Source organism: Pseudomonas sp. GW101-3H06 (assembly GCF_059424605.1).
This window is the reverse complement of the sequence record NZ_JBWKZO010000001.1, coordinates 3133569-3151269: the sequence shown is the minus strand read 5'-3', so window position 1 is coordinate 3151269 and position 17701 is coordinate 3133569. Positions and strand designations below refer to the sequence as shown.

Genomic DNA, 17701 nt, shown 5'->3' with positions numbered 1-17701 from the left:
CGACGCATCGATCCAACTTTCTCACGGATTATGGCGCAAAGTCCTACATTCAGCTGCGACCGCACCAGAGGATGCGGTTATCCTTTCCCCTATTCTTTTTATAGCGCGTTGGGAACTTGTTGGGATCCGACACTTACTCATGCAATAGGGTCGGCGAATTCGATTGACCGGCAACCACCCAACCACTTTGAGACCGTCACTATGCCTGCCAACGCCTCCACCATTCTGGTTGTCGAAGACGACTCCATCGTGCGCATGCTGATTGTCGATGTGCTGGAGGAGCTAGAGTTCAACGTGCTGGAGGCCGACGGCAGTGACCAGGCTCTGGCATTGCTCAAGGACCTGAACCGCCACATCGACCTGATGATGACCGACGTCGGCCTTCCGACCATGGATGGCCGGGAACTGGCCAACCAGGCACGTTCGCTGCGCCCTGCACTGCCGATCCTGTTTGCCAGCGGCTATGCCGAAAACATTGAGGTGCCTGCAGACATGCACGTCATCGGCAAACCGTTCTCCATTGATCAGTTGCGGGCCAAGGTCAAAAGTATCCTCGAGAAATCCTGACACCCGCCGTGGTTTAATCACTCCCCTTTTTCCCCTGCCCTTTGCCCGTTTCAAGGAATCCCCGTTCATGAGTCAGCCCCGCGCAACCAAAGTTCTGGTCATTGGTTACGTCTGGCCCGAGCCCCGTTCTTCTGCAGCAGGCGGGCATATGATGCAAATCCTCGAGGGCTTCCGGCAGAAAGGTTGGGACATCACCTTCAGCAGTCCCGCACGCTCCGGCGAACACCGGGCAGACTTGGCAGCACTGGGCATTGACGAAGTACCGATCGAGTTGAACGACAGCAGTTTCGACACTTTCATCAGCGAACTGGCCCCGGATGTGGTGTTGTTCGATCGCTTCATGATGGAAGAGCAGTTCGGCTGGCGCGTTGAAAAATGCTGCCCCGATGCGCTGCGGGTGCTTGAGACCTCGGACCTGCAAAGCCTGCGCGACGCCCGGCACCAGCGGCTAAAGCAGCGTTTGAAGACCAGCGATGATGCCAATGATTTCAGCGAACTGTTCGCACCGGCGTTGCGTGAAGAGTTTGAGTTCATGGCCGACACGGATCTGGCCAAACGGGAGATCGCGGCGATTTATCGTTGCGACTTGAACCTGATGATCTCCGAGGTGGAAATCGAATTGCTGGTCGAGCAATTCAAGTTGCCCCGTGACCTGTTGCACTGGTGTCCGTTGATGATTGATCTGCCGAGTACCGCACCCGCGCCATTCGAAGCGCGTGCACACTTCCTGCATATCGGTAACTTCCGCCATGCCCCCAACTGGGATGCGGTGCTCTGGCTGAAAACCGCAATCTGGCCGCTGATCCGCGCTCAACTGCCAGGAGCTCAATTGCACATTTATGGCGCCTACACCCCTCCCAAGGCGACCGCCCTGCACAACCCGGCCCAAGGTTTTCATGTGATGAACTGGGCGCAAGATGCGTTGCAAGTCATGTCGGCGGCACGTGTGTGTCTGGCACCGCTGCGTTTCGGTGCCGGGGTCAAGGGCAAGATTGTCGATGCGATGCTGACTGGCACGCCCAATGTCACAACACCGGTAGGTGCAGAGGCGATGCATGGCGAGGAGTCATGGCCGGGGGCGGTGACCGACACCGCGCAGGCATTCGCCGACAGCGCCGTTCAACTCTACCAGGACAAGGGCCGATGGCTGGATGCGCAGGCGCAAGGACTACAGCTGCTGGTCAATCGTTACCAGCAGAGTGTTCATGGTCCTGCCTTGATTGCCCGGATTGAGCATTGCCTGGAACATCTGCCCTCTATCAGACGGAAAAACTTCACCGGCAGCATGCTGCGTCATCATCAGCACAAGAGTACGCAATACATGGCGCAATGGATCGAAGCGAAAAACCGCCTTAAGGAAGACGCCTGAACCCGGATCGCGAGCGACTGGCATTGATTGCCCCGAACGAGGCATGATCAGCGGGCGATAACAACAAAAGCGCCCCGATATGAACCGCACTGCCAGAGTGACCGACCCTTCCTATGAGCTGATGGATGACCACAACGGGTTGTCCATCATCTATCGCCAGCATGGATTCCCCTGCCCCCTGGTACGCTGGCATTTCCACAAGGAATACGAACTGCACCTGATCGTCGCCAGCTCCGGCAAGGTGTTCATCGGCGACTACATCGGTAATTTCTACCCTGAAACCCTGTTCCTCACCGGCCCCAACCTGCCCCACAACTGGATCAGCCAGGTCGCCGAAGACGAGGTGGTGGCCAAGCGCGACATGTTGGTCAATTTCACCGACGAGTTGTTCGACAGCGGCTATCAGGTGTTCGCCGAGCTCAAGACCCTCGCGCCGTTGCTGGAGCGCGCGCAGTACGGCATCGAATTTCGTTGCAAGCAGACAATTCGCAAAGCCATGGAACTGATGCAGCGCATTGCCGATACCACAGGAATCACCCGCCTCGGGCACTTTTTCATACTGCTGGAGTTGCTCGCGGCCTGCGATGATTACCAGTTGCTGTCCGGCGCCACTACGCCGCAACTGGCGGACGAGCACAACATCGACCGCACCAACCGGGCGGTGGATTACATTTTCGCTCACTACGCCCGGGACTTGACGCTGGAGGAAGTCGCCGAACATCTGGGCATGAAGCCAACGTACTTCAGCCGGGTGTTCAAACAGGCGACCGGACGCTGCTTCATCGAGTTCGTCAATCGTCTGCGCATCAGCAAGTCCTGCGAGCTGCTGGCCGATGGCGACAAACCGGTGACCGATGTGTGCTTCGAATCAGGCTTCAACAACATTTCCAATTTCAACCGGCGTTTTCAGCAGCTCAAAGGCATGACCCCGTCGCACTATCGGCGGCTGGTGGTGCAGCGGCTGACCGAGCAGAACCTTGGCTGAACACAATCGAATGTGGGAGCGGGCTTGCCCGCTCCCACAGGAGTGACGTTGGCGCCTGAAACCTGTACGGATCCGATGTCGCACCATCGCTGAAAACCCCTTCCCTGTGTTTCCCCTCACAAACCCTAGTGCAAAAAAGTATCAATCCAAGTGCGACGGATGATTTGTCTCGCCCTCAATTGAAGGCTGTAATCAGCGCACATTCTTCCTGCCGTCGGAAGACACAAAAACAATAACTGTCCTTCTGTATCCCGCCGGGAGCAGAAAAGGAGTGCACGATGCAACCTTCTGTAAAAGCTCTGCTAGCCCTCACCTGCATGACCCTCAGCAGCGTCAGCTTCGGCGCCCAGACCCTGACCATCGCCACCGTCAACAACAGCGACATGATCCGCATGCAGAAGCTATCGAAAACGTTCGAGGCCGAGCATCCGCAGATCAAGCTCAATTGGGTGGTGCTCGAAGAAAACGTTTTGCGTCAGCGCCTGACCACCGACATTGCGACCCAGGGCGGGCAGTTCGACGTGCTGACCATCGGCATGTACGAAGCAGCACTCTGGGGCGCCAAGGGTTGGCTGGAGCCCATGAAGGATCTGCCCGCCAGCTATGCTCTTGACGATGTGTTCCCCTCGGTGCGTGAAGGCTTGTCGGTGAAAGGCTCGCTGTATGCCTTGCCGTTCTATGCCGAAAGCTCGATCACCTATTACCGCACCGACCTGTTCAAGGACGCCGGCCTGACCATGCCCGAGCACCCGACCTGGACCCAGATCGGCGAATTCGCCAGCAAGCTCACCCACAAGGATAAAGAGCAGTACGGCATCTGTCTGCGCGGCAAGGCCGGCTGGGGCGAGAACATGGCATTGATCACCACCGTCGCCAATGCTTACGGCTCACGCTGGTTCGACGAGCAGTGGAAACCGGAATTCAGCGGCCCCGAGTGGAAAAACGCGCTGAACTTCTACGTCGACACCATGAAACAATCCGGCCCTCCGGGTGCTTCGAGCAACGGTTTCAACGAAAACCTGGCGCTGTTCAACAGCGGAAAATGTGCGATATGGGTCGATGCCAGTGTCGCCGGCTCGTTCGTGACCGACAAGACCCAGAGCAAGGTCAGCGACCACGTCGGTTTCACCTTCGCACCCCATGAAACCACCGACAAAGGCTCGGCCTGGTTGTACTCCTGGGCACTGGCGATTCCGACCAGTTCCAAGGCCAAGGACGCGGCGAAAACCTTCAGCGCCTGGGCCACGTCCAAGGAGTACGGCGAACTGGTCGCCAAGACAGGCGGCATCGCCAACGTACCACCCGGCACCCGGGCCTCGACTTACAGCGACGCTTACATGAATGCCGCGCCGTTCGCCAAAGTCACCCTGGAATCGCTCAAGGCGGCGGACCCGGGCAAGCCGAGCGCCAAACCCGTGCCGTACATCGGCATCCAGCTGGTGACCATTCCCGAGTTCCAGGCTGTCGGCACCCAGGTCGGCAAACTGTTCTCGGCGGCATTGATCGGCCAGACCTCGGTCGACCAGGCCCTGGCCGCCGCCCAGCAAACCACCGAACGCGAGATGAAGCGCGCGGGTTATCCCAAGTAGCAAGGGTTCGGGGGCTGCAACTGTCCTGATTGCCTGGACACCGCGTTGCCTCCATCGCGGGCAAGCCACGCTCCCGCAGGTTTAATGAAGTCATTGTGGGAGCGAGCCTGCTCGCGAATGCGGTACTCCAGTCGCAGAAGAGGCATCGGCAATGCCGGCCTCTTCGCGAGCAGGCTCGCTCCCACAGTGGTTCATTTGTCTGTTTCTTATCGGTGTTTACGCCATGAATACTTCAACTGCCAAAGCTCACATGGAACTCCCCCAACCGCTGCGCAAAAGCCGGTTGAGCAACCCCGGCTGGTTTCTGGTCAGTCCTTCGGTGGCGTTGCTGCTGTTGTGGATGATCGTACCGCTGGGCATGACCGTTTACTTCTCGATGATCCGCTACAACCTGCTTTATCCCGGCGAAAACGAATTCGTCGGGCTGGAGAACTTCACCTACTTCCTCACTGATTCGGGGTTCATGCCCGGTGCCACCAACACCTTGCTACTGGTGGGCAGCGTGCTGTTGATCAGTGTGGTGCTGGGGGTGTTGATCAGCGCGCTGCTGGAGGCCAGTGACTTTCTCGGTCGCGGCATTGTGCGAGTCTTGCTGATCTCGCCGTTCTTCATCATGCCCACCGTCGGTGCGCTGATCTGGAAGAACCTGATTTTCCATCCGGTGTCGGGGATTCTCGCCTACGTCTGGAAACTGTTCGGCGCGCAACCGGTGGACTGGCTGGCCCACTACCCGTTGCTGTCGATCATCATCATTGTCTCCTGGCAATGGCTGCCCTTCGCGATCCTGATCCTGATGACGGCCATGCAGTCCCTCGACCAGGAACAGAAAGAAGCCGCGCGCCTGGACGGTGCCGGGGCGATCGCGATTTTCTGGCACCTGACGCTGCCGCATCTGGCGCGACCGATTGCGGTGGTGGTGATGATCGAAACCATCTTCCTGCTCTCGGTGTTCGCCGAAATCTTCACCACCACCAACGGTGGCCCCGGCTACGCCTCGACCAACCTCGCCTACCTGATCTACAACCAGGCGCTGGTGCAGTTCGACGTTGGCATGGCCTCTGCGGGCGGCTTGATTGCGGTGGTGATTGCCAACATCGCGGCCATCGTCCTGGTGCGGATGATCGGCAAAAACCTGACCGACAAAGCCTGAGGCCCACGCCATGACTCTACAACAATCCCGCCGCCTGCAAAGCCTGCTGCTCGGCACCCTGGCCTGGGCCATCGCGATCCTGATCTTTTTCCCGATCTTCTGGATGGTGCTGACCAGCTTCAAAACCGAAATCGACGCCTTCGCCACGCCCCCGCAGTTCATCTTCACGCCAACGCTGGAGAACTACCTGCACATCAATGAGCGCAGCGACTACTTCAGCTTTGCCTGGAACTCGGTGGTGATTTCCTTCAGCGCCACGGCCCTGTGCCTGCTGATTGCGGTGCCGGCGGCCTACTCCATGGCGTTCTACGAAACCCAGCGCACCAAGGGCACGCTGCTGTGGATGCTCTCCACCAAGATGCTGCCGCCGGTGGGCGTGCTCATGCCGATCTACCTGCTGGCCAAGAGTTTCGGCCTGCTCGACACGCGCATTGCGCTGATCGTGATCTACACCCTGATCAACCTGCCGATCGTGATCTGGATGGTTTACACCTACTTCAAGGACATTCCCAAGGACATCCTCGAAGCCGCGCGGCTGGACGGCGCGACGCTGTGGCAGGAAATGCTTCGGGTACTGCTGCCGATCGCCAAGGGCGGCCTGGCCTCCACCGTGCTGCTGTCGCTGATCCTGTGCTGGAACGAAGCCTTCTGGTCGCTGAACCTGACCTCGTCGAAAGCCGCGCCACTGACCGCATTGATCGCCTCGTATTCAAGCCCCGAAGGGTTGTTCTGGGCCAAGTTGTCAGCGGTCTCGACCCTGGCCTGCGCACCGATCCTGATCTTCGGCTGGATCAGCCAGAAACAATTGGTGCGCGGTTTGTCGTTTGGCGCCGTGAAATGAATTCCCTCGTATTCCTGAACCAATGCAATTCCCTGTGGGAGCGAGCCTGCTCGCCAAAGCGGTGGGTCAGTCAACATCAATGTTGAATGTGAAACCGCCATTGCGAGCAGGCTCGCTCCCACAGGATTAACCGAATAACGAAGAGCGGAGGCCCACCACCATGGCCAACCTGAAAATCAAGAATCTGCAAAAAGGCTTCGAAGGCTTTTCCATCATCAAGGGCATCGACCTGGAAGTGAGTGACAAGGAATTCGTGGTGTTCGTCGGCCCGTCGGGCTGCGGCAAATCCACGCTGTTGCGCCTGATCGCCGGCCTCGAGGAAGTCAGCGGCGGCACCATTGAACTCGACGGGCGCGACATCACCGAGGTCAGCCCGGCCAAACGCGATCTGGCGATGGTGTTCCAGACCTACGCTCTGTACCCGCACATGAGCGTGCGCAAGAACATGTCGTTCGCCCTCGATCTTGCCGGCGTGCCGAAAGCCGAAGTCGAGAAAAAAGTCGGCGAAGCGGCGCGCATCCTCGAGCTGGGGCCGATGCTGGAGCGCAAGCCGAAACAGTTGTCCGGCGGTCAGCGTCAGCGGGTGGCCATCGGCCGGGCCATCGTGCGCAACCCGAAAATCTTCCTGTTCGATGAGCCGCTGTCCAACCTCGACGCCGCCCTGCGGGTGCAGATGCGCCTGGAGCTGCTGCGCCTGCACAAAGAACTGCAAGCCACCATGATCTACGTGACCCACGACCAGGTCGAAGCCATGACCATGGCCGACAAGGTCGTGGTGCTCAATGGCGGCAAGATCGAGCAGGTCGGCTCGCCCCTGGACCTGTATCACCAGCCAGCCAACCTGTTTGTCGCAGGCTTTCTCGGTACGCCGAAGATGGGTTTCCTCAAGGGTCAGGTCATACGCGTCGACGGCCAGGGCTGTGAAGTCCAGCTGGAGGCCGGCACCCGCATCAGCCTGCCGCTGAGCGGCGCCAACCTGAGCGTCGGCGGCGCCGTTACCCTGGGCATCCGTCCGGAACATCTGGAGTTGGCCAAGCCGGGCGACTGCACCTTGCAAGTCACCGCCGATGTCAGCGAACGCCTGGGCAGTGACACGTTCTGTCACGTGCGAACCGCTTCCGGTGAGGCCCTGACCCTGCGCGTTCGCGGTGACCTCGCCAGCCGCTACGGCGAAACCCTGAGCCTGCACCTGGATGCCGGCCACTGTCATTTATTCGATGCCAACGGCGTGGCGCTGACCCGCCCGTTGCGCGCTGCCGCCTGACTTATCGAGTGCTTGTAATGAAACTGAACAAACAAAACCTCAACCGTCTCGCCCCCGAGGTCGTGCTGCCCGCCTATTCCCTGAGCGACACTCGCCAGGGCATCGCGCATATCGGCGTCGGCGGTTTCCACCGCGCCCACCAGGCGTATTACACCGACGCGTTGATGAACCTGGGCGAAGGCCTGGACTGGGCCATCTGCGGCGTCGGCCTGCGTGCCGAGGACCGTCGCGCCCGAGACGATCTCAAGGAGCAGGACTGCCTGTTCACGCTGTTCGAACTGGGTGATACCGACGACACCGAAGTCCGGGTGATCGGGGCGATTCGGGACATGCTGCTGGCCGAGGACAATGCGCGGGCGCTGATCGACAAACTCGCCGATCCGCAGATCCGCATCGTTTCGCTGACCATCACCGAAGGCGGCTATTGCATTGATGACAGCTCCGGCGAATTCATGGCCCATCTGCCACAGATCCAACACGACCTGGCGCACCCGGATGCACCGAAAACCGTGTTCGGTTTCCTTTGCGCCGCATTGGCCAAACGGCGAGCGGCAGGTACGCCGGCGTTCACCTTGATGTCCTGCGATAACCTGCCGCACAACGGCGCGGTAACCCGCAAGGCATTGCTGACCTTTGCCGCGCTGCGCGATGCCGGTTTGCGGGACTGGATCGAGCGCAACGTGAGCTTCCCCAATGCCATGGTCGACCGCATCACGCCAATGACCAGCACCGAACATCGCCTGCAACTGGCGGACAAGCACGGCGTGGACGATGCCTGGCCGGTGGTCTGCGAGCCGTTCGTGCAATGGGTGCTGGAAGACAAATTCGTCAACGGCCGTCCGGCCTGGGAAAAGGTCGGCGTGCAGTTCACCGACGACGTCACGCCTTACGAAGAGATGAAGATCAAGCTGCTCAACGGCAGTCATCTGGCACTGACGTATCTGGGCTTTTTGAAGGGCTATCGTTTTGTTCACGAGACCATGAACGACCCATTGTTCGTGCGCTACATGCGTGCCTACATGGACCTGGACGTGACACCACAGCTGTTGCCAGTACCGGGGATCGACCTGACCGAGTACAAGAACACTCTGGTGGCGCGCTTTTCCAATCAGGCCATTGCCGATCAATTGGAGCGCGTGTGTTCGGATGGTTCGTCGAAGTTTCCCAAGTTCACTGTTCCCACGATCAACCGGTTGATCGCCGATGGCCGGGAAACCCAGCGGGCAGCGCTGGTGGTGGCAGCGTGGGCCATTTACCTGAAGGGCGTGGATGAGCATGGCGACACTTACTCGATCCCCGATCCGCGGGCGGCGTTCTGTCAGGCATTGGTGGCCGACGATGCATTGATCACCCAGCGGTTGCTGGGGGTCGAGGAGATTTTTGGTTCGGCGATACCGCGTTCGGCGGAGTTTGTCGCGGCGTTTGAGTGGTGTTGCAACAGTTTGCGGGAGGTTGGGGTGACACGGACCCTGGAGCGGGTGCTGGCTTAAGTATGGCGGTGGATGGGCTGCCGTCTTCGCGAGCAGGCTCGCTCCCACAGGGGAATGCATTTCAATTGTGGGAGCGGGCTTGCTCGCGAATGGCTTCACCGAGATCGACCTGACACACCAAGGATCTACCATGGCAAACCAACACCTCTTCCTCGGCATCGACTGCGGCACCCAAGGCACCAAAGCCCTTGTCCTCGATGCCCTCAGCGGCCAGGTCCTGGGCCAGGGCTCGGCGGCGCATACGCTGATCAGCGGCGCCAACGGTCGTCGCGAACAAGACACTGCGCAATGGCTGGAAGCGTTCACCCTCGCCACCCGCCGCGCGCTGTTGGCGGCCAATGTCGACGGCATGGACATCCTCGGCGTCGGCGTTTCCGGCCAGCAACATGGCCTGGTGCTGCTTGACGAACAGGGTCAGGCACTGCGCCCGGCCAAGCTCTGGTGCGACACCGAAACCATCGCGCAAAACGATCGATTGCTGGCTCATCTGGGCGGCGAAAAGGGCTCGTTGGAACGCCTTGGCGTGGTCATCGCGCCGGGGTACACCCTGTCCAAGCTGCTGTGGACCAAAGAGCAACACCCGGAAATCTTTTCCCGTATCGCCCGCATCCTGCTGCCCCATGACTTCCTCAACTATTGGCTCACCGGCCGAAGTTGCAGCGAGTACGGTGATGCTTCTGGCACCGGCTACTTCAACGTGCGCAGCCGCCAGTGGGATTTGCAGTTGCTGCGCGACATCGACCCCACCGGGCGCCTGCAAGCCGCGCTGCCGGAACTGATCGACGCCCACGCGGCCGTCGGCACCGTACTGCCGGGTATCGCCGAACACCTGGGCATCAACCCGCAGGCGCTGGTGTCCAGCGGCGGCGGCGACAACATGATGGGCGCCATCGGCACCGGCAACATCCAGCCCGGTGCGATCACGATGAGCCTCGGTTCGTCCGGCACGGTTTACGCCTATGCCGACCAACCGAACGTCAGCGCGGATGCGTCAGTCGCGACCTTCTGTTCTTCCAGTGGCGGCTGGCTGCCGCTGATCTGCACCATGAACCTGACCAATGCCACCGGCGTCATTCGTGAACTGTTGGAACTGGATATCGAACGTTTCAACGACTGGGTGGCCATGGCCCCCATCGGGGCCGAAGGGGTGTGCATGCTGCCGTTTCTCAACGGTGAACGGGTCCCCGCCCTGCCCCACGCCACTGGCAGCGTGCTGGGCGTGACCATGACCAATCTGACCCGGGCAAACCTGTGCCGTGCCGTGGTCGAAGGCACCACTTTCGGATTGCGTTACGGACTGGACCTGATGCGCCACAATGGCTTACATAGCCGCAGCATCTGCCTGATCGGCGGTGGCTCGAGAAGTCAGGTGTGGCGGCAGATCGTCGCCGATACCATGAACACCCCCGTGATTTGCACCGAGCAAAGTGAAGCCGCCGCCCTTGGCGCGGCAATTCAGGCGGCGTGGTGCAAGTCCTGGGCAAGCGGGCAAGAGCACAGTCTGGCCGATCTGTGCGCGCGTTGCGTGAAGCTCGACCAGGCCAGTAAAACCCTGCCGATTGCCGAAAACGTGACGGCCTCGCAAAAGGCTTATGAACGCTATCAACAGCATGTCGCAACCCTTTAATGAGTGAACAACTATGTATCTGGTATGTGGCGAAGCGCTGTTCGATTTCTTCAGTGAACACGATGCCAGCGGTCTGGCTTCAAAAGTGAATTTCAAGGCCATTGCCGGTGGTTCGCCGTTCAACGTCGCCGTGGGTTTGCGTCGTTTGGGCGTGGACGCGGCCCTGTTGGCCGGGCTGTCCACCGATTACCTGGGTCGGCGTTTGCTGCAAGTGCTGCAGGATGAAGGCGTGCGCACGGACTATCTGCTGGATTTCGCCGCGCCCACGACCCTGGCAATGGTCGCGGTCGGCGCCAATGGCTCGCCGCACTACAGCTTTCGGGGTGAAGGCTGCGCCGACAGGCAGTTGAGGCCCGAACATCTGCCGACGCTCGGACCTGAGGTGCGTGGACTGCATATCGGCTCGTTCTCGCTGGTGGTGCAACCGATTGCCGATACCTTACTGGCGCTGGTGCAGCGCGAAAGCGGCAAGCGCCTGATCAGCCTCGATCCGAACGTACGCCTCAATCCGCAACCGAACATCGAACTGTGGCGTTCGCGGATTGCCACCCTGGTCGCGCATGCCGACCTGATCAAGGTCAGTGATGAGGATTTGAGCCTGCTGTATCCCGAACAGGATCCAGCGCAGGTCATTGACGACTGGCTGCAACATCGCTGTCAGTTGGTATTCCTGACCCGCGGCGGTGAAGGTGCGACGGTGTTCAGTCGTGCATTGGGTTTCTGGTCGGTGCCGGCCTGCTCAGTGCAGATCGCCGATACCGTGGGGGCTGGCGATACCTTTCAGGCGGCGTTGATTGCCTGGTTGACCGAGCAGCAGATGGATTCGGTCGAGGGTTTGCAGCGGCTCAGTCGTGAGCAGATCGAAGCGATGGTGAGCTTTGCTGTGCAGGCTGCGGCGCTGACCTGTAGCAAAACCGGGCCGGATTTGCCGTATCGGCATCAATTGACACTTCAGTGAAGCTGATGGCCTCTTCGCGAGCAGGCTCGCCCCCACAGGTTTTGTGTTCACTGAAGATCCAGTGTGGGAGCGAGCCTGCTCGCGAAAGCATTCTGTCAGGCGCTACAGGACCGAAAAGTTGTAACTGATGATCAACCGGGTCTCGTCAACATCCCGGGCGAATTTCTCGTAGTTGGTCCGATACGTCGCGTTGCGCAAGCGCAGGCTGACATCCTTGAACGCCCCGCTCTGCACCACGTACTTGAGTTCGCTGTCGCGCTCCCACTCTTTGCCTTCCTGATCGCTGCCCGGCACCTTGATGTGGTCACCGTTCACATAGCGGGTCAGGAACGTCAGGCCGTTGAGGCCGATGGCCTTGAAATCATAGTCGTAACGCAACTGCCAAGAGCGCTCTTGCGCGGCGGCAAAGTCGTTGACCTGAACGTAGTTGACCAGATACGGATTGGTGCCATCCAGGTATGGCATCGAGTTGTCACCGTTCATGCGCTGCCAACCGGCGCTGAACGTATGGCCGCTGATGGCGTAGGCGAGCATACCGCTCAGCGCCCGGTTGTCGATGGAACCTGCACGGGCCGCGCCGCTGTCGGCACTCTTGAGCAAGCGCAAATCGGCCTTGAGCACGCCGCCGCCCAAGGGCTGGTTGGCCAGCAAGCCGAGAAAATGCTGGCGGTAGAGGTCTTCGAGTTCAGCGTAGTGATACTGGCCGGTCAGGCGTTCATTGATCTTGTAGTCAAAGCCATACATACCGAAATGATCGGCTGTGATGTTGCAGGCATAGCGCTTGTTTTTGCAGTGCACGCGGATGTCCTGGGAATCCGTGGAATCCCGGGCGGTGTACTTGTCCAGGCGCGCGGCCATGAACGTCAGGTCCTTGACCTCCCTGGAGGTCAGCATCGCGCCGTTGAACATCGTCGGCAGCAGACGTCCGTCGTTGTACTTGAGCAACGGCACATCCGGCAACAGCGCACCGTACTTCAACACGCTTTGCGAGACCCGGACCTTGGCGGTCAGGCCGAGCTTGGCGTATTGGTCCACCGAACCTCGCGGGCTACTGCCGCTGGAGGGAAGCAGGCCGCTGTTGCTGCGATCCGGGCTGGAGTCGAGTTTGATACCGAGCATGCCCAATGCATCGACACCAAAACCGACCGTACCCTGGCTGTAACCCGACTGCAGGTTGAGAATAAAGCCTTGGGCCGACTCTTCGCGCTTGGACGCGCCCTGTTCGGTAGACGTGTGCCCGTCACGAAAATCACGATTGAAATACACCGTGCGCGATTCGATAGTTGCCTTGCTGTCATCGATGAAACCGCTCGCTTGCGTCGGTCCGGAAAAACCGGCGCACAGGACTAAAGCGCCGAAGCCGAGTGACTGGCGCGCGGTGATCAAGGTAAAGGGGGGACGCATGAAAAACTCCAACAGTGCTGCGTGGACGCCAGGGGGCGCACGCAACCAAAAATAGCCTTCGCCCGGACCAGTGACTGGCCGGGGAAGTGAACACGCGGGGGTGAAGGGCAATGATGGCAGAAGGCTTCTTACCGCTGCAGACGACTTTAGTCTGAATGTGCAGGAGCAAAGCTTGCTCGCGAAGGCATCGAGCGCCGCTGGGTATCTGGTTTGACGCGTGATCGTTCACGACAATCGCGAGCCAGCTTTGCTTCTAAAGGTTTTTTATAAGTGCCCGCCAAACGGTAGTGGCAAAGCGACAGGTGGCGTTCAGGTGCGTTAACCAATGCTTAATCGTGCGGTCCAACACTTACTGGACCGCACGCCCTCAGAGTCCTCTGACGCCCAGTGCGGCAGGTTCGACGCCACGTCGAGCAAACTTGCGACTGCACTGGAGATTGCCTCATGAATTCGCGCGCCCTGCTCGTTTCCGCTGCCTTAGTGTGTGTCTCGTTTACCGGTCTGGCCCAGGCCAACGACACCACCTCCTCTCAAGCCGTGCCCTCTTACCACTACGGTATGCCTCTACACGTGGGCAAGGTCATTGCACTGACCGAACCCGACACACTCGACTGCGAAGTGATCACTGCGAAAATGACCTACATCGATGATCAGTCGGGTAAACCTGCGGAGCTCGCCTACCGAAAACTCTCTGACGCCTGCAGTTATCAGAACTGACGGAAAAGTCTGAAATAACACCTTGCGGTATTCGCGTGAGGGATCTGACGCTATGCTCTGAATCCCTCACTGCCGCAAGGATCCGCCATGCAGTTCTCGTTTCGCACATTGTCGATGTTTACCGCTGTCTTGTGTCTGCTGCTGGCCTTGATCTGGGGTGTAGTACCCGACTGGATGCTGGCCACCTGGGATATCGATTATTCACTGGCGGCCGGTCTGATTGCACGACGCACGGCGGTGCTGTTTCTGGCATTGGGAGTGATGTTTTATCTGGTGCGCAACGAAGCTCCCTCTGCGACCCGCAATGCGCTGAGCAATGGCTTCATGGTCGGGTGCTGGGCATTGTCGGTACTGGGCTTCGGCGAATGGCTCAATGGCCATGCCGGACCGGGTATCTTGCTTGCGGTCGGAGTGGAATTGGCGCTGGGCCTGGCTTTTTTCCAGGCCCGGCGCGTGTCGGTGGAATTCGAAGTCGCGGGTTAAAGCGCTTTGCGCATCGGCTGAGTATGCCCGGGTTCGATGTAGTGATGCTGAAGATCGGTGCGCAGCTCTGCAATCAGCTCGTTGATTTCCCGACAGCCATTGAGTCGCCGGGCATCGATACCCGTCTTCAACAGATCCAGCTGGTCGGTTTCCCCATCGGCGTACACTTTTACGGTCATCGACAAATCGGGGGACAGCGTGCATTGGCAGCGTCTCGGCAGGAAACTGCTTTCAATGATATTGCGAAGTTCCAAGGCAGAAAGAAACATGGCGACCCTCTCCTTTTGTGAGACTGCCAATCAACCAACGGCGCCGACTCATTTGATATCCCGGTCAGCTCAAGAACAGATACAGCATAAAACATGCCTGGGAATGCGCCCGGTTGTTCATCGGTAAATCAAGGTTTTGTGTAATCGCGCATTAGCACGTGCCATGCAATTTGCAAAAAACACCGGCGATCACCGGGCAATTTGCACACACTTGCCTGTTTGCAATAGTTGTCGACGGCGTTGAAAATTCGACCTGCGGCGTCGGGTCAGGTCGACAAAGCTGTCATGGAGTAACCGGGTTATCGTGCCAGAGCGGACCTTCATGTGTCCGCTGCTGAGCACCACCTTCACGCCGGGACGTCACTTAACCCGGCGCGTTGCGCCACATACCGCAAACTGTCGAAATTGATGTTGGCGCCAGAATCTATGGCCACGAGGCTCTGTCCCCGGACGCCGGTGCGCGCTACGTACTTCTTGATCCCAGCCACGGCCAGGGCGCCGGAGGGCTCGGTGATCGAACGGGTATCGTCGTAGATATTCTTGATCGCGCAGCAAAGTTCATCATTGCTGACTGTCAGGACTTCATCGACGCAAAACCGGCACAATTCAAAACCATGGGCACCGATTTGCGCGACCGCCACGCCATCGGCAAAGGTGCCCACGGTTGGCAGGACCACACGCTCATCGACTTGTAGCGCTGCGCGCAAGCAAGCGGAATGTTCTGACTCTACGCCGATGATACGCACTTCAGGCCGTAGGTATTTGACGTACGCCGCAACGCCGGCGATCAAGCCCCCACCTCCCACCGGGACAAAAATCGCGTCCAGTGCCCCCTGATGTTGGCGCAGGATCTCCATGGCGACAGTACCCTGTCCGGCAATCACATCCGGATCGTCGAAGGGCGAAACAAAGGTCTTACCGGTTTGCTGTGCCAGTCCCAGCGCATGGGTCAAGGCAAACGGAAAGCTCTCACCCTGCAGCAATGCCTCGGCGCCGCGGCTGCGCACGCCCAGCACCTTCAACTCCGGCGTGGTGGCAGGCATGACTATCGTGGCCTCGATACCTAATTCCCGAGCTGCCAGTGCTACGCCCTGGGCATGATTGCCGGCCGAAGCGGTGATCACGCCGCGAACTTTTTGCGTGGTGCTCAGGTTCACCAGTTTGTTGTAGGCGCCACGGATCTTGAAGGAAAAGGTTGGCTGCAGATCTTCGCGCTTGAGCAGAATGCTATTACCCAGCGCCTGGGACAACGCGGGGGCCGGTTGCAGTGGCGTACACACGGCCAGTTCGTAGACCGGCGCGGCGAGGATCTTTTTGACGTAATGCTCTAGCAGGGTCTGTTGGGCAGTGGGGCTCATGTTCGTCTCCTGATATTTGATCAGAACCCCGAGACAGAAAATGAAAACCCGCCTCTAGGGCGGGTTGGGTGCTGCAGTCGTGAGCTAGCCCGCCAAATGAGCAATGGCGGTAATAATGCTTGGCTGGCAGCGCAATACTGTGGAAGTCATGCCCGAAAATTAGCCGGGTACTGATGGCAAGTCAATGGCCAATGTCCATCAGCCACTGTAGGCTGGCAATTCTGCTCATCGTCCCAAGGAAGGAAACCATGAAGTCTGTTGCCCTGCCTCTGATTGCCCTGATTGCCTTTGCCGGCTACACCGTATCGGTGATGCTCCAGGCCGAACAATCTTTGATCGATTTTGGCGTCAGCCTGATGTCACGCCCGGATACCGCGCAGGTGGTGATTGATCTTTATTTGCTGGCGACGCTGGCCGGCATCTGGATGTACAAGGATGCGCGCAAGCGCGGGAAATCGGGGTGGTCGGTAGTGCCTTATCTGGTGGTTACTGCTGTATTTGTGTCGGTGGGGCCGTTGTTGTATCTGGTGGTGCGTAATCTCACCGACATCAAAAATTCGGTGAGTGTTTCGCAACAGATCTGATCCCGAATTTGCAGTGCTGTTGGTATTGCCTTAGCGAGCAGGCTCGCTCCCACATAAAAGCGGTAACGCCGCAGATCCACAGTGGGAGCCCGCTCGCGAAGGCCGCCTGACAGGCGCTACATTCATTTGGCCAGCCGCTTGAGCCCAACCACCATTCCCCCTGCCCCGACCATCATCGCCGTCAAGAACAACGGATAAGACACCCACCACGGCGTACCTGCCGTCATCATGCTGAACTCGGACATGCCGCCAATGCTCGCGATCAGGTTCAACGGCAGGAACACCACGTTGATCAACGTCAACTTGCGTAGCAGGTTGTTCATGCTGTTGTTCATCAGGTTGCCGCGCGCGTCGATCAGCCCGGAGAACACCGTCGAGTAGATTTCAGCCTGTTTATAGCACTGGTTGTTTTCAATGATCAGATCGTCGATCAGGCCAATGGCATGGGCGTCGAAATGTTCCTTTTGCGCATGGTTGCGCAGTCGGGTCAGGACCGCGCCATTGCTGTGGATGGCGTTGATGTAGTAAATCAGGCTTTCGCTGAGGTTGAACATCTGGATCAGGTGCTGATTATGCATTGATGCATTGAATTTCTGTTGCAACTCCCGGGCAACCAGCTTGATGACTTTCAGGTGACCCAAATAGTGATGGATGTTGTTGAACAACAGATCAAGCAACACATCCTGCGGTGTGTTCAGTGCCTTTCCCCTGCCGAGTCCGTTGAGCGGCGCGTCGTCAGTGGCGATTACCAGCAAGCGATCAGCACAAAACAAGAGGCCGCAGGACGATACTTCGAAGGACAGACTACCGGCACCCGAGTAGTTTTCCGGGCGCTTCCAGATCAGGAACAGATTGTCGGGATGGAACTCGATCCGTGAAACCTCATCGGGGTCAAGCGCCGAAGCCAGGGCATGCTCATCGAGCTTGAAGTGACTGTGCAGCAGGTCCCGCTCGGCGGCATCGGGGTTGCTGAACAACATGACGTCGGCATCCAGGCGTTCAACGGCGTGCAACGCGCCATCCGCCAATTGAAAACGCTTGATCAT

The 17701-nt window shown here is 58.9% G+C and carries 17 protein-coding genes; 13 read left to right on the top strand and 4 right to left on the bottom strand.

All coding sequences use genetic code 11. From position 1 onward, the window contains the following. Window positions 1–201 precede the first annotated feature (201 nt). The 10 genes from AC07ZE_RS14480 (at window position 202) to AC07ZE_RS14435 (ending at window position 11840) form a co-directional block, all read left to right on the top strand. Window positions 202–567, top strand: a complete 366-nt coding sequence (locus tag AC07ZE_RS14480; RefSeq protein WP_207265404.1) for a response regulator — start codon at window positions 202–204, stop codon at window positions 565–567. A gap of 67 nt (window positions 568–634) precedes the next feature. Then, a complete protein-coding gene (locus AC07ZE_RS14475; protein WP_207265403.1) occupies window positions 635–1936 on the top strand; it encodes a glycosyltransferase in 1302 nt (433 codons plus the stop codon). A 79-nt stretch (window positions 1937–2015) separates the two neighbouring features. Continuing rightward, entirely contained in the window at window positions 2016–2921 is a 906-nt protein-coding gene (locus tag AC07ZE_RS14470; RefSeq protein ID WP_207265402.1) for an AraC family transcriptional regulator, read from the top strand. Between the two features lie 278 nt (window positions 2922–3199). Further along, window positions 3200–4510: an ABC transporter substrate-binding protein gene (locus tag AC07ZE_RS14465; protein ID WP_207265401.1), complete on the top strand. Its 1311-nt coding sequence runs from the start codon at window positions 3200–3202 to the stop codon at window positions 4508–4510. A gap of 250 nt (window positions 4511–4760) precedes the next feature. Beyond that, window positions 4761–5660, top strand: a complete 900-nt coding sequence (locus AC07ZE_RS14460) for a carbohydrate ABC transporter permease (protein WP_259332025.1) — start codon at window positions 4761–4763, stop codon at window positions 5658–5660. A 10-nt stretch (window positions 5661–5670) separates the two neighbouring features. Next, window positions 5671–6501 carry a carbohydrate ABC transporter permease gene (locus AC07ZE_RS14455; RefSeq protein WP_207265399.1) on the top strand — a complete coding sequence of 277 codons (831 nt, stop codon included), beginning with the start codon at window positions 5671–5673 and terminating at the stop codon, window positions 6499–6501. 160 nt (window positions 6502–6661) lie between these two features. After that, window positions 6662–7765, top strand: coding sequence for an ABC transporter ATP-binding protein (locus AC07ZE_RS14450; RefSeq protein ID WP_207265398.1), 1104 nt, complete (start codon window positions 6662–6664; stop codon window positions 7763–7765). A 17-nt stretch (window positions 7766–7782) separates the two neighbouring features. Continuing rightward, entirely contained in the window at window positions 7783–9255 is a 1473-nt protein-coding gene (locus tag AC07ZE_RS14445; RefSeq protein WP_207265397.1) for a mannitol dehydrogenase family protein, read from the top strand. 130 nt (window positions 9256–9385) lie between these two features. Further along, a complete protein-coding gene (gene xylB, locus AC07ZE_RS14440) occupies window positions 9386–10882 on the top strand; it encodes a xylulokinase (protein WP_207265396.1) in 1497 nt (498 codons plus the stop codon). A 13-nt stretch (window positions 10883–10895) separates the two neighbouring features. After that, entirely contained in the window at window positions 10896–11840 is a 945-nt protein-coding gene (locus AC07ZE_RS14435; RefSeq protein WP_207265395.1) for a carbohydrate kinase family protein, read from the top strand. A gap of 102 nt (window positions 11841–11942) precedes the next feature. On the opposite strand, the gene AC07ZE_RS14430 is transcribed toward AC07ZE_RS14435, so the two are convergent. Next, window positions 11943–13244: an OprD family porin gene (locus AC07ZE_RS14430; RefSeq protein WP_207265394.1), complete on the bottom strand. Its 1302-nt coding sequence runs from the start codon at window positions 13242–13244 to the stop codon at window positions 11943–11945. 444 nt (window positions 13245–13688) lie between these two features. Here AC07ZE_RS14430 and AC07ZE_RS14425 point away from each other — a divergent pair, with 444 nt between their 5' ends. Both AC07ZE_RS14425 and AC07ZE_RS14420 read left to right on the top strand, forming a co-directional pair. Next, window positions 13689–13961 (top strand): DUF2790 domain-containing protein, encoded by a 273-nt coding sequence (locus tag AC07ZE_RS14425; protein WP_207265393.1) that lies wholly within the window; start codon window positions 13689–13691, stop codon window positions 13959–13961. A gap of 87 nt (window positions 13962–14048) precedes the next feature. Then, entirely contained in the window at window positions 14049–14444 is a 396-nt protein-coding gene (locus AC07ZE_RS14420) for a hypothetical protein (RefSeq protein ID WP_207265392.1), read from the top strand. Here AC07ZE_RS14420 and AC07ZE_RS14415 read toward each other — a convergent pair. Continuing rightward, window positions 14441–14713 carry a DUF1652 domain-containing protein gene (locus AC07ZE_RS14415; RefSeq protein ID WP_207265391.1) on the bottom strand — a complete coding sequence of 91 codons (273 nt, stop codon included), beginning with the start codon at window positions 14711–14713 and terminating at the stop codon, window positions 14441–14443. The two genes, AC07ZE_RS14420 and AC07ZE_RS14415, sit on opposite strands and share 4 nt — an antisense overlap. Window positions 14714–15060: 347 nt before the next feature. Next, on the bottom strand, window positions 15061–16071 hold the full coding sequence (gene ilvA / locus AC07ZE_RS14410) for a threonine ammonia-lyase, biosynthetic (protein ID WP_207265390.1): 1011 nt from the start codon (window positions 16069–16071) through the stop codon (window positions 15061–15063). Between the two features lie 248 nt (window positions 16072–16319). On the opposite strand from ilvA, the gene AC07ZE_RS14405 reads away from it, so the two are divergent. Then, the gene (locus tag AC07ZE_RS14405; protein ID WP_207265389.1) at window positions 16320–16655 is read left to right on the top strand and encodes a DUF2834 domain-containing protein; all 336 of its coding nucleotides are present in this window, start codon (window positions 16320–16322) and stop codon (window positions 16653–16655) included. Window positions 16656–16777: 122 nt separating this feature from the next. Here the strand turns inward: AC07ZE_RS14405 and AC07ZE_RS14400 are convergent, their stop codons facing one another. Beyond that, the gene (locus AC07ZE_RS14400; RefSeq protein ID WP_207265388.1) at window positions 16778–17701 is read right to left on the bottom strand and encodes a magnesium transporter CorA family protein; all 924 of its coding nucleotides are present in this window, start codon (window positions 17699–17701) and stop codon (window positions 16778–16780) included.

Excerpts from the sequence above, each read along its gene's own strand:
- AC07ZE_RS14480 (WP_207265404.1), top strand. The coding sequence starts at position 202 with ATGCCTGCCAACGCCTCCACCATTCTGGTTGTCGAAGACGACTCCATC.
- AC07ZE_RS14475 (WP_207265403.1), top strand. The coding sequence starts at position 635 with ATGAGTCAGCCCCGCGCAACCAAAGTTCTGGTCATTGGTTACGTCTGG.
- AC07ZE_RS14470 (WP_207265402.1), top strand. The coding sequence starts at position 2,016 with ATGAACCGCACTGCCAGAGTGACCGACCCTTCCTATGAGCTGATGGAT.
- AC07ZE_RS14465 (WP_207265401.1), top strand. The coding sequence starts at position 3,200 with ATGCAACCTTCTGTAAAAGCTCTGCTAGCCCTCACCTGCATGACCCTC.
- AC07ZE_RS14460 (WP_259332025.1), top strand. The coding sequence starts at position 4,761 with ATGGAACTCCCCCAACCGCTGCGCAAAAGCCGGTTGAGCAACCCCGGC.
- AC07ZE_RS14455 (WP_207265399.1), top strand. The coding sequence starts at position 5,671 with ATGACTCTACAACAATCCCGCCGCCTGCAAAGCCTGCTGCTCGGCACC.
- AC07ZE_RS14450 (WP_207265398.1), top strand. The coding sequence starts at position 6,662 with ATGGCCAACCTGAAAATCAAGAATCTGCAAAAAGGCTTCGAAGGCTTT.
- AC07ZE_RS14445 (WP_207265397.1), top strand. The coding sequence starts at position 7,783 with ATGAAACTGAACAAACAAAACCTCAACCGTCTCGCCCCCGAGGTCGTG.
- xylB (WP_207265396.1), top strand. The coding sequence starts at position 9,386 with ATGGCAAACCAACACCTCTTCCTCGGCATCGACTGCGGCACCCAAGGC.
- AC07ZE_RS14435 (WP_207265395.1), top strand. The coding sequence starts at position 10,896 with ATGTATCTGGTATGTGGCGAAGCGCTGTTCGATTTCTTCAGTGAACAC.
- AC07ZE_RS14430 (WP_207265394.1), bottom strand. The coding sequence starts at position 13,244 with ATGCGTCCCCCCTTTACCTTGATCACCGCGCGCCAGTCACTCGGCTTC.
- AC07ZE_RS14425 (WP_207265393.1), top strand. The coding sequence starts at position 13,689 with ATGAATTCGCGCGCCCTGCTCGTTTCCGCTGCCTTAGTGTGTGTCTCG.
- AC07ZE_RS14420 (WP_207265392.1), top strand. The coding sequence starts at position 14,049 with ATGCAGTTCTCGTTTCGCACATTGTCGATGTTTACCGCTGTCTTGTGT.
- AC07ZE_RS14415 (WP_207265391.1), bottom strand. The coding sequence starts at position 14,713 with ATGTTTCTTTCTGCCTTGGAACTTCGCAATATCATTGAAAGCAGTTTC.
- ilvA (WP_207265390.1), bottom strand. The coding sequence starts at position 16,071 with ATGAGCCCCACTGCCCAACAGACCCTGCTAGAGCATTACGTCAAAAAG.
- AC07ZE_RS14405 (WP_207265389.1), top strand. The coding sequence starts at position 16,320 with ATGAAGTCTGTTGCCCTGCCTCTGATTGCCCTGATTGCCTTTGCCGGC.
- AC07ZE_RS14400 (WP_207265388.1), bottom strand. The coding sequence starts at position 17,701 with ATGATCAAGCGTTTTCAATTGGCGGATGGCGCGTTGCACGCCGTTGAA.